The 12,493-nt window shown below is 73.2% G+C and carries 10 protein-coding genes and 1 pseudogene; 3 read left to right on the top strand and 8 right to left on the bottom strand.

The window, feature by feature from the left end:
• Window positions 1-505, top strand: a 505-nt coding sequence (locus ACRWND_RS15020; RefSeq protein ID WP_431949336.1) for a hypothetical protein, incomplete at its 5' end; no start/stop codon positions are given.
• Window positions 506-881: 376 nt separating this feature from the next.
• Here ACRWND_RS15020 and ACRWND_RS15015 read toward each other — a convergent pair.
• From ACRWND_RS15015 to hrcA, 6 genes are all read right to left on the bottom strand, one after another.
• Window positions 882-1,796 (bottom strand): ribonuclease Z, encoded by a 915-nt coding sequence (locus ACRWND_RS15015; protein ID WP_431949334.1) that lies wholly within the window; start codon window positions 1,794-1,796, stop codon window positions 882-884.
• A gap of 6 nt (window positions 1,797-1,802) precedes the next feature.
• Window positions 1,803-2,162 carry a histidine triad nucleotide-binding protein gene (locus ACRWND_RS15010; protein ID WP_431949332.1) on the bottom strand — a complete coding sequence of 120 codons (360 nt, stop codon included), beginning with the start codon at window positions 2,160-2,162 and terminating at the stop codon, window positions 1,803-1,805.
• A gap of 106 nt (window positions 2,163-2,268) precedes the next feature.
• Window positions 2,269-5,541: a S41 family peptidase gene (locus ACRWND_RS15005; RefSeq protein ID WP_431949330.1), complete on the bottom strand. Its 3,273-nt coding sequence runs from the start codon at window positions 5,539-5,541 to the stop codon at window positions 2,269-2,271.
• A 96-nt stretch (window positions 5,542-5,637) separates the two neighbouring features.
• Complete coding sequence (locus ACRWND_RS15000; RefSeq protein WP_431949328.1) at window positions 5,638-6,375, bottom strand: 16S rRNA (uracil(1498)-N(3))-methyltransferase; 738 nt, start codon at window positions 6,373-6,375, stop codon at window positions 5,638-5,640.
• Window positions 6,376-6,491: 116 nt separating this feature from the next.
• Window positions 6,492-7,628, bottom strand: a complete 1,137-nt coding sequence (gene dnaJ / locus ACRWND_RS14995; RefSeq protein ID WP_431949326.1) for a molecular chaperone DnaJ — start codon at window positions 7,626-7,628, stop codon at window positions 6,492-6,494.
• Entirely contained in the window at window positions 7,628-8,644 is a 1,017-nt protein-coding gene (hrcA, locus tag ACRWND_RS14990; RefSeq protein ID WP_431949324.1) for a heat-inducible transcriptional repressor HrcA, read from the bottom strand. Before hrcA ends, dnaJ begins: the two co-directional genes overlap by 1 nt.
• A gap of 208 nt (window positions 8,645-8,852) precedes the next feature.
• Here hrcA and ACRWND_RS14985 point away from each other — a divergent pair, with 208 nt between their 5' ends.
• Window positions 8,853-9,587, top strand: coding sequence for an MBL fold metallo-hydrolase (locus ACRWND_RS14985; RefSeq protein WP_431949322.1), 735 nt, complete (start codon window positions 8,853-8,855; stop codon window positions 9,585-9,587).
• A 30-nt stretch (window positions 9,588-9,617) separates the two neighbouring features.
• The gene (locus tag ACRWND_RS14980; RefSeq protein WP_431949320.1) at window positions 9,618-10,448 is read left to right on the top strand and encodes a DUF3097 domain-containing protein; all 831 of its coding nucleotides are present in this window, start codon (window positions 9,618-9,620) and stop codon (window positions 10,446-10,448) included.
• Here the strand turns inward: ACRWND_RS14980 and ACRWND_RS14975 are convergent.
• Together ACRWND_RS14975 and hemW are read right to left on the bottom strand one after the other, a co-directional pair.
• Window positions 10,432-11,003 (bottom strand): annotated as a pseudogene (locus ACRWND_RS14975) (Uma2 family endonuclease). The gene ACRWND_RS14980 and the pseudogene ACRWND_RS14975 overlap by 17 nt on opposite strands.
• Window positions 11,004-11,121: 118 nt before the next feature.
• Window positions 11,122-12,354: a radical SAM family heme chaperone HemW gene (gene hemW / locus ACRWND_RS14970; protein WP_431949318.1), complete on the bottom strand. Its 1,233-nt coding sequence runs from the start codon at window positions 12,352-12,354 to the stop codon at window positions 11,122-11,124.
• Window positions 12,355-12,493: the final 139 nt, after the last annotated feature.

The raw sequence follows: 12,493 nt of genomic DNA, 5'->3' as shown, positions 1-12,493 counted from the left end.
GACCGATACCCACCCCGCTCAGCCAGAAGCCAACCCACAGGACAACGACAAGCTGACACGGTCAGCAGCACCACCCCCCTCATACCTCGACGGACCCCGGCCCACCGTGGATGAGCCAGGCGGGCCTGAGGCGCGAGTCTCGCGTGCCCTCGCGGGTCATTCAGCTCGGTCCGCCAAGCATCCAGCCCGGTTCACCGCGCCAGACATCACCGGCCTGACCCCAGCCGACGCCATCCGACTCGAACAGCCCATAACAGACACCTCCGTCACCGAAACCATCAACAACGCCACTCAACAGGCCACCCGTCAGATCCAGCACACCATCGGCCACCCAGCAGGCTGGGGCCTGACCGACACCGACATCCTGCTGACCGCCCGCACCGAAGGACTCCCCGTCTGGCTGACAATCGCCCAAGGCATCGCCGACACACTCGAACACCGAGTCAAACTCCTCATCAGAACTGAAACACCACAACCCCTCGAAATCTGCCCAAAAAGCACATAAGGTACGACAAGTAAAGGGAGAAACGCCGGTTCTGAGGCACTGCCGGCATGGGGCTGACCCGCCACAGAAGAGGTGCGGCCCCCCTCACCCGCACGGGAGGGGGGGCCCGCGCCACGCCAACTGTCCGCCGGGGTACGTGCTCTGGTGCACGCCACCGGCGACGCGCACCAGGCCAACGCGCTCACCGTCAACAGCCGGGGCGAACCTGACGATCACGAGCGCACGTGTTCCCCTTGTGCGATCGCGCACGCTCAGCCAGTTCCGGCCCCCTGCAGAAGGCAGCCAGCGAGGAGAGGCCGTCCGAAGCCCAGGTGAACAGTCGACCTCTCGATCCCCACGACCGCAGACTGCCGAACCAGCCGAATGAGATGAAATTCTAAGTGTGGCGGCGCTTAGGCACGGCGACCCGGCCGAGGTCCTGGGCGACGGTCAGTTCGCCCTCGAACCCCGCGTCCCGCGCCTGGCGCTCGAAGTCCGCCGGGTCGGTGTAGCGCTGCGAGAAGTGCGTGAGCACCAGGTGCCGCACGCCGGACTCCGCCGCCACCCGCGCGGCCTGGCCGGCCGTCAGGTGGCCGTGCTCCTCGGCCAGCGCGGCGTCCTCGTCCAGGAAGGTCGACTCCATGACCAGCAGGTCGCAGCCTTCGGCGAGGGCGTACACCGCCTCGCACAGCCGGGTGTCCATCACGAAGGCGAAGCGCTGTCCCGGGCGCGTCTCGCTCACCTCGGCGAGCGTCACGCCGTCCACCTCGCCCTCGCGTTGCAGCCGGCCCACCGCCGGGCCGGTGATACCGCGTGCCGCGAGGCGCTCCGGCAGCATGCGGCGCCCGTCGGGCTCGACCAGTCGGTAGCCGTACGCCTCCACCGGGTGCGACAGCCGGCGTGCCTCCAGCCGGAAGGCATCGGAGTCGACCAGCATCGCCGCCTCGCCCGCCACCGGTTCCTCGCGCAGCCGCACGGTCTCCCGGTAGGCGGTGGCATAGCGCAGCCGGTCGAAGAAGCGGCGGCCGGACTCGGGGTAGTGGGCCGTCACCGGGTGCGGGACGCGGTCGAGGTTGATCCGCTGGATCACCCCGGCGACGCCCAGGCTGTGGTCCCCGTGGAAGTGGGTCACACACAGCCTGGTCAGGTCATGCGCCGCCACACCGGCCCGCAGCATCTGCCGCTGCGTGCCCTCCCCCGGGTCGAAGAGGATGCCCTCGGCGTCCCAGCGCAGGAAGTAGCCGTTGTGGTTGCGGTGCCGGGTCGGGACCTGGCTGGCCGTGCCGAGCACGACCAATTCACGTGCGGACACCGTCGGTTACCCGGGCGGCCACTCGAGGCCGCGGCCGCCCAGCACATGGGCGTGGGCGTGGAAGACCGTCTGGCCAGCCCCCGCGCCGGTGTTGAAGACGATCCGGTAGCCCCTGCCGTCCACCTTGTCCCCGGCGGCGACCTCCCCGGCCTCCCGCAGCACGTCCGCGGCGAGCTGGGGCGCCTGGGCGGCCAGCGAGGCGGCGTCCGGGTAGTGCGCCTTGGGGATGACCAGGACGTGCGTCGGCGCCTGGGGGTTGATGTCGCGGAACGCGACGGTCGTCTCGGTCTCCCGCACGACGGTCGCGGGCACGTCTCCCGCGACGATCTTGCAGAACAGGCAGTCCGCCTGCGGTTCTCCCGCCACCTGACGCCTCCGTCCAGGGTTGATCGGTCCGTCCCGCATGCTACCGGGGCGCCCCGCGGCGGCGCGTCGCCACGGGGCCCGGTCGCGCCGGGCCCCGCTCCCGCTGCTACGGCAGCGGGGGCGCGGTACGGGCCGGGTTGGCCTCCAGCGCCTCCAGGGCGAGCCGGACGGCCTCGTCGAGCTGCGGGTCGCGACCCGCGGCCGAGTCCTGCGGGGTGTGGACGACCTCGACGTCGGGGTCGACTCCGTGGTTCTCCACGTCCCAGCCCACGCCCTCCAACCAGGTGGCGTACTTCGGCTGGGTGACCAGCGTGCCGTCGACGAGGTGGTAGCGGGAGTCGATGCCGATGACGCCGCCCCACGTCCTGGTGCCCACCACGGGCCCGATCCCCAGCGCCTTGATCGCCGCGTTGACGATGTCGCCGTCCGAGCCCGAGAACTCGTTGGCGACGGCCACGACGGGCCCGCGCGGCGCGTCCAGCGGGTAGCTGAAGGCGGGCAGCCCGCGCGGCAGGTCCCAGCCCACGATCCGCCGGGCCAGCTTCTCCACGACCAGCTGCGAGGTGTGGCCGCCGCGGTTCTCCCGCACGTCCACGACCAGCCCCTCCCGGACGACTTCCACCCGCAGGTCGCGGTGGAGCTGCGCCCAGCCGGAGCCGACCATGTCGGGCACGTGCAGGTACCCCAGCCGGCCGCCGGAGAGCTCGCGCACGTACGCCCGGCGCCCGGCGACCCAGTCGTGGTAGCGCAGCGGCTCCTCGTCCTCGATGGGCACGACGACGACATGGCGCGCCGCACCGCCGTCGGCCGGTCCGACGGTGAGCTCGACGGGCTTGCCCACGGTGCCGAGCAGCAGCGGACCGGGGCCGGCGAGCGGGTCGACGGGCCGTCCGTCCACGGCGAGGATGGCGTCGCCCGCCCGGACCGCCACACCTGGCGCGGCCAGCGGCGAGCCGGCCCGCGGGTCGGAGGTCTCCGAGGGGAGGACCTGCTCCACGCGCCAGACGCCGTCCACGCCTCGGGCGAGGTCAGCGCCGAGCAGGCCCTGGCGGTTCAGCGCGTCGCCGCGGCCGCCGGGCGGGGTGACGTAGGCGTGCGAGGTGCCGAGCTCTCCCGCCACCTCCCAGAGCAGGTCGACGAGGTCGTCGTGGGTGGCGACCCGCTCCAGGACGGGCCGGTAGCGCTCGCGCACCCCGTCCCAGTCGACGCCGCCCATGTCGGCGCGCCAGAAGTTGTCCCGCATCAGGCGGTGGGACTCGTCGTACATCTGGCGCCACTCGGCCTGCGGGTCCACCGTGACGCGGACCCGCGAGAGGTCGACGGTGACGTTGCCGTCGGTCTCGTCGTCGGACGGCGTCGACTTGCGGTCGGCCGCGGCCACCCGCAGCCGGTTGCCGGACGTCACCAGCACCTTGCTGCCGTCGCCGCTGACGGCGTAGTCGTCGGCGTCGTCGGCGATCTCCTCCACGCGCAGCTGCCTGAGGTCGTAGCGCTCCAGCGCCGTGGACGGCGCCTCGGCGTCGGGCGAGGCCAGGCTCGCGCCCAGGACCCCGCGTACGGGGTGGCGCAGCCACAGGACGCCGTCCTTGGCCGTGCGCAGCGTGGAGTAGCGGGACGCCTCGACCGGGAAGGCCACGATGCGGTCGCCCAGGCCCTCGGTGTCCACCTTGGTGGCCGGGGTCCGGGGCCGGTCCTCGCGGTCCTCCTTGCGGGAGTCCTTCGCTCCCTCGTCCGGGCCGCGGTCGTCGCCGTCCTTGTCCTCGGCGGAGGAGTCGACCGGCCGCCCGTGGCGCTGCGGGCCGAAGGGCGAGGGCGTGGTGGCGGCCAGGGTGATCAGGTGGGGGCGGCAGGCGCCCAGGAAGGCCATGTCGAAGACGTGCTCGTCGTAGACGGGGTCGAAGGAGCGCTCGGAGAGGAACGCCAGGTGCTTGCCGTCGGCGGTGAAGGCCGGCGAGAAGTCCCGGAAGCGCAGCGGGGTGGCGTCGATGACGGTGAGGTCGGCGGTGGAGGCGAGCTTGAGCTGGCGCAGCGGGTCGGGTCCGGCGTGCGACCAGGCCAGCCAGGCCGAGTCGGGCGAGAAGGCGAGGCCGGTGGCGTGGCCGTGCTCGCCCTCCACGACGGTGCGGACCTCACCGGTCTGCGCCTCGACGAGCAGCACCCGCCCGTCGTGCGAGGCGACGGCGATCCGGTGGCCGTCCGGGGAGACGGCCATGGCCAGTACCCGGCCGAGCCGCCCCGCGGCCAGCCGGCGGGGCGCGGTTGTGCCGGTGCCCGCCGCGGGAGCGATCTCGAGCGCGTCCTCGCCCTCGGCGTCGGTGACCCAGACGACCTGCTGGTCACCCTCGCCGCCGAACACCCGGGGCAGCCGCGTACGCACCCCCGGCTCGGCGGACAAGGCCCGCGCAGGGCCGCCGCGGTGGGTGACCCAGTGCGTGGTGCCGCGGATCTCCACCGCGCTGCCGCGGCCGGTGTGGTCGGGGCGCGCGTCGCCGAGGTGGTGGGCCGCGTGGATCGGGTGCGGCTGGAGATCGGCGCGCTGGCCGCCGAGGCGCACCTCGACGGGGCGGGCCCGCGCTCCGTCGAGGTCGTCCAGCAGGAACAGCCGGCCCGCGCTGCTGTAGATGACGCGGGCGCCGTCGGTGGCGGCCTGCCGCGCGTAGAAGCCGCCGTCCGCCACGGCGGTGTGGCGGCGCAGGTCGCCGCCGTCGGGAAGGCTGGAGTAGACCGCGCCGACACCCTCGTGGTCGGAGAGGAAGGCGATCCTGCCCCCCACCCACATCGGGCACTCCAGGTTGCCGTCCAGCTCGGCGTGGATCCGCTCGAACTCCCCGTCACCGGTGCGGTCGATCCACAACTTGCCCGCGGTACCGCCCCGGTAGCGCTTCCAGGCCGCCGCCTCACGGCCCATCGTGGCCGACAGCAGCAGCACCGCTCCGTCCGGACCGTGGGCGACGCCTCCGACCGGCCCGTACGGCAGCGTCGAGGCGGGACCGCCGTCGACCGGGATCGCCCGTGCCCAACTGCGGCGCGTCGACGCCTGCCCGTACGTACTGATGGCCAGCACCTCGCCTTCCGGGGTCCAGCCCCGCACCGAGGTGCGGGTGCCCCAGTACGTCAGCCGCTTCGACGGCCCGCCGTCGGCGGACGCGACGTGCACCTCGGGTGCGCCGTCCCGTGCGGAGGTCCACGCGATGAGCGTCCCGTCGGGCGAGAACCGCGGATGGTTGACCGGCATGTTGTCGGCGCTGACCCGCCAGGCCCGGCCGGAGCCGTCCAGCGGGGCGGCCCAGACGTCGTCCTCTGCGGTGAAGGTGATCAGTTCACCGTGCAGATGCGGAAAGCGGAGGTAAGCGGGGTGCGAAGGTTGCGGCTGTGTCACGTTGTCACATTAACCACCTGCCGCTGCGCCGGTCAGCGATTTACGATCTCGTGGCCCTGGAGGGGGACATGCGTGGGCATACCCCCGGCGGCGCCGTCAGCCCCAGCGTCCGGTGCGGCCGAGCAGGAGGGCGGTGGCGGCGACACCGGCGGTGGAGGTGCGCAGCACGCTGGCGCCGAGGCGGTACGGCTTGGCCCCGGCCGCGGCGAAGGCGTCGAGCTCCTCCGGGGAGACCCCGCCCTCGGGGCCGACGACGAGCACGATGTCGCCCTCGGTCGGCAACGGGGCGGTGGCGAGCGGCTCCGCGCCCTCCTCGTGGAGGACCGCGGCGAACGCGGCGCCGGACAGCAACCCGACCAACTGACGCGTCGTCAGCACGTCGGCGACCTCGGGAACCCTCAGCCGCCGGGCCTGCTTGGCCGCCTCGCGGGCGGTGGACCGCCATTTCGCCAGCGACTTGGCGCCCCGCTCGCCCTTCCACTGGGTGATGCAGCGCGCGGCGGCCCACGGCACGACGGCGTCGACGCCGACCTCGGTCATGGTCTCGACGGCCAGTTCCCCGCGGTCGCCCTTGGGCAGCGCCTGGACGACGGTGATCCGCGGGCGGGGCTCGGCCTCCTCGCGCAGCCCGGCGACGGCGACCTCGAGGGTGTCCTTGCCGTCGACGGCCGCAACCGTGCCGTACGCGCCGCGTCCCAGGCCGTCGGTGAGCACGATCTCCTCCCCGACGCGCAGCCGGCGCACGGAGACCGCGTGCCGCCCCTCGGGACCGGAGAGCGTGATCCGGTCCGGGCCGAGCGTGCCGGGTTCGACGACGAAGACGGGTGCGGTCACGGCGCGGTCCTCGGAGAGCGGGTGATCAGGGCGGCCATGCGCCCATCGTTTCACGGCGCAGGGCGGCCCGCGGTCCAGGGTGGCGCGCACCCCGGCCGCGGGCTCCCATACCGGGCCTACCGGCCGTTGAACGCGTCCTTCAGACGGGAGAACAGCCCCTGCTGGCCCGGCTGGAACTGCCCCATGGGCCGCTCCTCGCCGCGCAGCTTCGCCAGGCGGCGCAGCAGCTCCTCCTGCTCCGGGTCGAGCTTGCCCGGGGTCTGGACCTCGACGTGCACGATGAGGTCGCCCCGGCCACCGCCCCGCAGGTGGGTGACGCCGCGCTGGTGCAGCGGGATCGACTGGCCGGACTGCGTCCCGGGCCGAATGTCGATCTCCTCGAGCCCGTCCAGGGTCTCCAACGGGACCTTGGTGCCCAGCGCCGCGGCCGTCATCGGGATGGTGACGGTGCAGTGCAGGTCGTCGCCGCGCCGCTGGAAGGCCGGGTGCGGCAGCTCGCGGATCTCGACGTACAGGTCGCCGGCGGGGCCGCCGCCCGGGCCGACCTCGCCCTCGCCCGCGAGCTGGATGCGGGTGCCGTTGTCGACGCCGGCCGGGATCTTGACCGTCAGCGTGCGCCGCGACCGGATCCGGCCGTCCCCCGCGCACTCCGGGCACGGGGTGGGGACGACGGTGCCGAAGCCCTGGCACTGGGGGCACGGCCGGGAGGTCATGACCTGGCCCAGGAAGGACCGCGTGACCTGCGACACCTCACCGCGCCCGCGGCACATGTCGCACGTCTGCGCGGAGGTGCCCGGAGCGGCGCCCTCGCCGTGGCAGGTGTTGCAGACGACGGCCGTGTCGACCTGGATGTCCTTGGTCGTACCGAAGGCCGCCTCGTCCAGCTCGATCTCCAGCCGGATCATCGCGTCCTGGCCGCGCCGGGTGCGCGAGCGCGGGCCGCGCTGGGACGCCGTGCCGAAGAAGGCGTCCATGATGTCGCTGAAGTTGCCGAAGCCGGCGCCGAAGCCCCCGCCCGCGCCCCCGCCGCCGTTGGCGGACAGCGGGTCGCCGCCGAGGTCGTAGACCTGCTTCTTCTGCGGGTCCGAGAGCACCTCGTAAGCGGCGTTGATCTCCTTGAACCGCTCCTGGGTCTTCGGGTCCGGGTTGACGTCCGGGTGCAGCTCTCGCGCGAGACGGCGGAATGCCTTCTTGATCTCGTCCGGGCTCGCGTCGCGGCGCACGCCGAGAACGGCGTAATAGTCGGTGGCCACTACGACTCCGCCAGGATCTGTCCGACGTAACGTGCCACTGCGCGTACCGCTCCCATCGTTCCGGGGTAGTCCATGCGGGTCGGTCCGACCACGCCGAGTTTCGCAACCGCCTCGTCGCCCGAACCGTAGCCGACGGAGACGACGGATGTGGAGTTCAGGCCCTCGTGGAAGTTCTCGTGACCGATTCTCACCGTCACACCCGAGTCCTTCGCCTCGCCCAGCAGCCTGAGGAGCACCATCTGCTCCTCGAGCGCCTCCAGCACCGGGCGGATCGTCAGCGGGAAGTCGTGCCCGAAGCGGGTCAGGTTGGCCGTGCCACCGAGCATGATCCGCTCCTCCGTCTCCTCGACCAGGGTCTCCAGCAGTGTGGCGAGGACCACCTGCACGGACGGCCGGTCGTCGGGCTCGAAGCCCTCGGGGAGGTCCTGCACCAGCGGCGGGACGTCGCTGAACCGGCGCCCCACCACCCGGCTGTTCAGCCGGGCGCGCAGGTCGGCCAGCACGGTCTCGCCCACCGGTGCGGGGGCGTCGACCAGCCGCTGCTCCACCCGTCCGGTGTCCGTGATCAGCACCAGCATGATCCGGGCCGGGGCGAGCGCGAGCAGCTCCACGTGGCGCACGGTCGAGCGGGTGAGCGACGGGTACTGGACGATCGCGACCTGCCGGGTGAGCTGCGCCAGCAGGCGGACCGTGCGGGCCACCACGTCGTCGAGGTCGACGGCGCCGTCCAGGAAGTTCTGGATGGCGCGGCGCTCGGCGCCGGACAGCGGCTTGACGCTGGTGAGCCGGTCGACGAAGAGCCGGTAGCCCTTGTCGGTCGGCACACGGCCGGCGCTGGTGTGGGGCTGCTGGATGTAGCCCTCCTCCTCCAGCACGGCCATGTCGTTGCGGACGGTGGCCGGGGACACTCCGAGGGCGTGCCGCTCGGTCAGCGCCTTCGAGCCGACCGGCTCCTCGGTGCCCACATAGTCCTGGACGATGGCGCGCAACACCTCCAGCCGTCGTTCGCTGAGCATCGCGCACCTCCAGTCACTCGGTCACCGTACGGGTCGTGTCGCCCCCCGCGGTCTGGCACTCCGCTTCCCTGAGTGCCAGCTTTCCCCAAGTCAGTGTAAGGCGAGGTGGCAAGACCTCGGCAAGGCCGCCCCCGGGTCCGTTCCGGGGAACGCCCCCGACCGGCACCGTAGCGGGCGCGGGGGCACGTCGCGGGGATACCGTCGCGTTGTGGAGACCACACCGACCGCGCCGGGCTCCCCCGGCGGCTGGGAGCACCTCGCACCGGGAGTCGCACGGCGGCGGCTGCCCTTCCTCGACGTGACCGTCGGAGTCGTCGTGGGCGACGACGGCGTGCTGCTGATCGACACGGGTTCCTCCGTCCCCGAGGGCGCCGGCCTGCGCCAGGAGGTCCGCGAGCTGACCGGGCGGGACGTGACGGACATCGCACTCACCCACGGCCACTTCGACCACGTCTTCGGCACCGCCGCCTTCGAGGACGTCCAGGTCTTCGGTGAGATGACCCTCGGCGCCTACCTCGAACGCGAGCGGTCCTCCCTGGCCGCCGACGCCGTCGGGCACGGAGTCGACGAGGAGGAGGCGGCGCAGGCGGTGCGGGCCCTGGTGTACCCCGGACACCTCGTGGTCGGCTCCTATGTGCTCGATCTCGGCGGCGACCGCCAGGTACTGCTGGTCCACCCAGGCGACGGACACACCGCGCACGACCTGGTGGTGGTCGTGCTCGGCACGCCGGCCGTGGTCTTCTGCGGCGACCTCGTCGAGGAGTCCGGTGAGCCCCAGGCCGGGCCCGACGCCGCCCCGCAGGCCTGGCCCGCGGCCCTGGACGAACTGCTGCGGCTGGGCGGCGAGACCGCGCTGTACGTGCCGGGGCACGGCGCCGTCGTCGACGCCCGCTTCGTACGCGCCCAACGGGACGCGCTCGCCGCCCGGTTCCCCTCCGCCTGAGCGCGCGGCGGCGCGGTTACGATCCCAGGCATGCGCAGCCGCAGCTACGACCCCGACCTCACCCCGCCGTGGAAGCGGCCCGCCGCGCCCGCGCCCGAGGTCGCGGCAGAACGGGACCTGGTGGTGGAGGAGGTGTCCACCGGCTTCTGCGGCGCGGTCGTCCGCTGCGAGAAGACCGCCGAGGGCCCGACGGTCACCCTGGAGGACCGCTTCGGCAAGCACCGCGTGTTCCCGATGACGCCCCGCGGATTCCTCCTGGAGGGCCGCGTGGTCACCCTCGTGCGACCCTCCGCCGCCGCCCCCGCGGCGGGCCCCCGGCTGACCGCCTCCGGCTCCATCGCCGTCCCCGGCGCCCGCGCCCGGGTCGCCCGGGCGGGCCGGATCTACGTCGAGGGCCGGCACGACGCGGAACTGGTCGAACGCGTCTGGGGCGACGACCTGCGCGTCGAGGGCGTCGTCGTCGAGTACCTGGAGGGCGTCGACGACCTCCCCAGCGTCGTCGCGTCCTTCGCCCCCGGCCCGGACGCCCGGCTCGGCGTGCTCGTCGACCACCTCGTGCCCGGCAGCAAGGAGTCCCGCATCGCGGCGGAGGTGACCGGCGAGCACGTCCTGGTCGTCGGCCACCCCTTCGTCGACGTCTGGGAGGCCGTGAAGCCCTCCTCCCTCGGCATCCCCGCCTGGCCGGCCGTCCCCCGCGGCCAGGACTGGAAGACCGGCGTGTGCCGGGCCCTGGGCTGGCCGGAGAACACCGGCGCCGCCTGGCAGCGCATCCTGGGCGCCGTCCACTCCTACAAGGACCTGCAGCCGGAGCTGCTGGGCCGCGTGGAGGAACTGATCGACTTCGTCACGGCCCCGGAGTGAGCCCGGGCAGGACCTGGAACGACGCGGTGTCGAGCGCGACGTCCACCACCGGCAACCGCACCGTCTCGCCGAACTTCCAGGTCCGCTCGGCCCGGTAGTCGGCCTGGTCGCCGGTGCCGACGGGCTCGGTGAGAACGACGCACTCGGCGGCAAGGGGATCGATGATCAGATAGACGGGCACTTTCCCGGCGGCGTAGATCGACCGCTTGACGACGTGGTCGCGGTGAGCACTGGTCCGGGAGACGACTTCGACGACCAGGGTGACGGCCTCGGACGGCAGAGGCGCCCCGAGGAGGGCCCCGCGCCGCGCTCGAGGACCACGAGGTCCGGCTGGGGTTCACTCGCCTCCCCGGGAATCGCGATGTCCTGCGCCTGCAAGCGCCTCCACCGTGTGCGGGGGAACTGGTCGATCACCGCGTCGACGATGTCGTTGTGGACCAGGTCGGGCCCGGCCATCATCACGATCTCCCCCCTGAGGAGCTCGACCTTGACCCCCTCGGGAACCTGGAGGTTCTCGAAGAAGTCAGTCATCCGGCGATCATCCACAGCGGTCATCTCCGTGGCCCTCCGCTTCCCGCCGCCGCTTACGCGGAGGCGTCTTACGAACAGCGTAGGGAGGCACTGCCGGGATGCGCAGCGCTTCACTCCGCCGAGTGAGCGGACAGGCCGGGGCTCAGTCGACCAGGTCCCTGACCACCGCGTCCGCCAGCAGGCGGCCGCGCAGGGTGAGGACGGCACGGCCCTCGCGGTAAGGCCCCGGCTCCAGGAGGCCGTCCCCTACCGCACGCTCCGCGGCCTCGGCGCCCGCCGGGGCCAGCACGTCGAGCGGGCACCCGTCGGACAGCCTCAGCTCCAGAAGGATCCGCTCCACCCGGCGGTCCTCCGCCGCCAGCAGCTCACGTCCCGCCCCGGGACTGCGGCCCTCGGCGAGCGCCGCCGCGTACGCCGCCGGATGCTTCACGTTCCACCAGCGCACCCCGCCCACATGGCTGTGCGCGCCCGGGCCGGCGCCCCACCAGTCCGCGCCGGTCCAGTACAGCTCGTTGTGGCGGCACCGGGCCGCCTGCGAGGTCGCCCAGTTCGACACTTCGTACCAGCCGTAGCCGGCCGCCGCCAGACGCTCCTCCGCGATCAGGTAGCGGTCCGCGTGCACGTCGTCGTCCGTCATCGGCACCTCGCCGCGCCGGATCCTGCGGGCCAGCTGCGTGCCCTCCTCGACGATCAGCGCGTACGCCGACACATGGTCCGGCCCCGCGCCGATCGCGGCGTCCAGCGACGCCCGCCAGTCGTCGTCCGACTCCCCGGGCGTGCCGTAGATCAGGTCCAGGTTGACGTGCTCGAACCCCGCCGCGCGCGCCTCCGCCACGCACTGCTCGGGCCGGCCGGGCGTGTGCCGGCGGTCCAGCACCTGCAGCACGTGCGGGCGGGCGCTCTGCATCCCGAACGAGATCCGCGTGTACCCCCCGGCCCGCAGCTCCTCGAGGTACGCCGGGTCCACCGACTCCGGGTTCGCCTCCGTCGTGACCTCCGCGCCCTCCGCGAGGCCGAACTCCTCCCGGATCGCCCCCAGCATCCGGGCCAGGTCCGCGGCCGGCAGCAGGGTCGGCGTCCCGCCCCCGACGAAGACGGTCTCGACCCGGCGCGGGTCGTCGCCCAGCACCTTGCGGGCCAGCCGGATCTCGTCGATCAGGGTGTCCGCGTAGTTCTCCCGGGATGCGAGCACACCGCCGGTGCCGCGCAGCTCGGCGGCGGTGTAGGTGTTGAAGTCGCAGTAGCCGCAACGGGTGGCGCAGTAGGGGACGTGCAGGTAGAACCCCAGCGGGCGGGCTTCCACGTCACGCAGGGCGGTCGGCGGGAGCGCGCCGTCCTCGGGCATGGGCTCCCCGTCGGGAAGTACGGATGGCATGCGACCCATTGTCCGCCATCCCCGCAGAACGCCGGGCCGGCCGCCCGGCAGCGTGTGCGGTGCCCTGGACGGTCGGCCCGGTGTCCGGGTGGTCCGCGCCTCGGCGGGTGCCCCCTGCCCGGGGCCCGGCGCGGTCGGC

The organism is Actinacidiphila sp. bgisy167, assembly GCF_965342175.1.
Classification (GTDB): domain Bacteria; phylum Actinomycetota; class Actinomycetes; order Streptomycetales; family Streptomycetaceae; genus Actinacidiphila.
This window is presented reverse-complemented; position numbering and strand designations above follow the sequence as displayed.